The 725-nt window shown below is 66.1% G+C and carries 1 pseudogene; it reads right to left on the reverse strand.

The annotated features are described in order from the left end of the window. Positions 1–14 precede the first annotated feature (14 nt). Positions 15–725 (reverse strand): annotated as a pseudogene (locus tag KUM49_RS36425) (transposase); the annotation flags it as partial.

A 725-nucleotide genomic window follows, 5' to 3' on the forward strand; every position in this document is an offset into this window, starting at 1 on the left:
AGCTTGTTCTTTATCTACCAAGATCTTCCGGGCTTGCCGATGGCCTTGAGGGTCTCAGGGCGTTTGACGGTCTTGCCGACGTCGTAGCGGGGTGCCCGGTGTTTGTTCTTGACGCCGGGTGGCCGTCCGGGGCCGGCGCCTCGAGGTTTGGGAACACGGGTCGGGCAGGCCAGGTGAGCGCGGATGTTCCTGAACCCTCGGCGGACCCGGGCGGGGGTGAGCCGGCCGGAGGTAGCTGGCTTCTCCCAGGGTCGGCGGAGGTCCTTGGCGAGGGGCCGGACAAGCCGGAGCTGGGTGTGAGCGACGATCAGGATCCAGGTCCAGCGGTCCGCCGCCTCGGGACTACGGAGTTTCGGGGTGGTCCAGCCGAGGGTCTGCTTCGCGAAGCGGAAGGTGTGCTCCAGGTCGAAGCGGCGGAGAAATGCCTGCCAGAAACGGTCCACGTCGTCCGGAGTGACGCCGGTCTTGGAGGACCACAACCACACCGGCGGGGCATCACGGTCCTTCGACAGATGCTCGACCTTCAACCGGATCAACGTGCCCTCAACCAGGGGAAGTTCACCGTCATGGTCGAGCCATGAGGAGCGATGGGTGAGCCTTGGGTGGACCCGGTCCCATGCCTGTGTCTCGGCCTTGCCGTAGTTGGTGGTTGCGGTGACCGTGGTGATCGCGGGCTCGGGCCAGGTCTCCGGCTTGGCGAAGCGGAATTCCGGGCCGTGCTTAGG

The organism is Streptomyces sp. AC555_RSS877 (assembly GCF_019049245.1).
Taxonomy (GTDB): Bacteria; Actinomycetota; Actinomycetes; order Streptomycetales; family Streptomycetaceae; genus Streptomyces.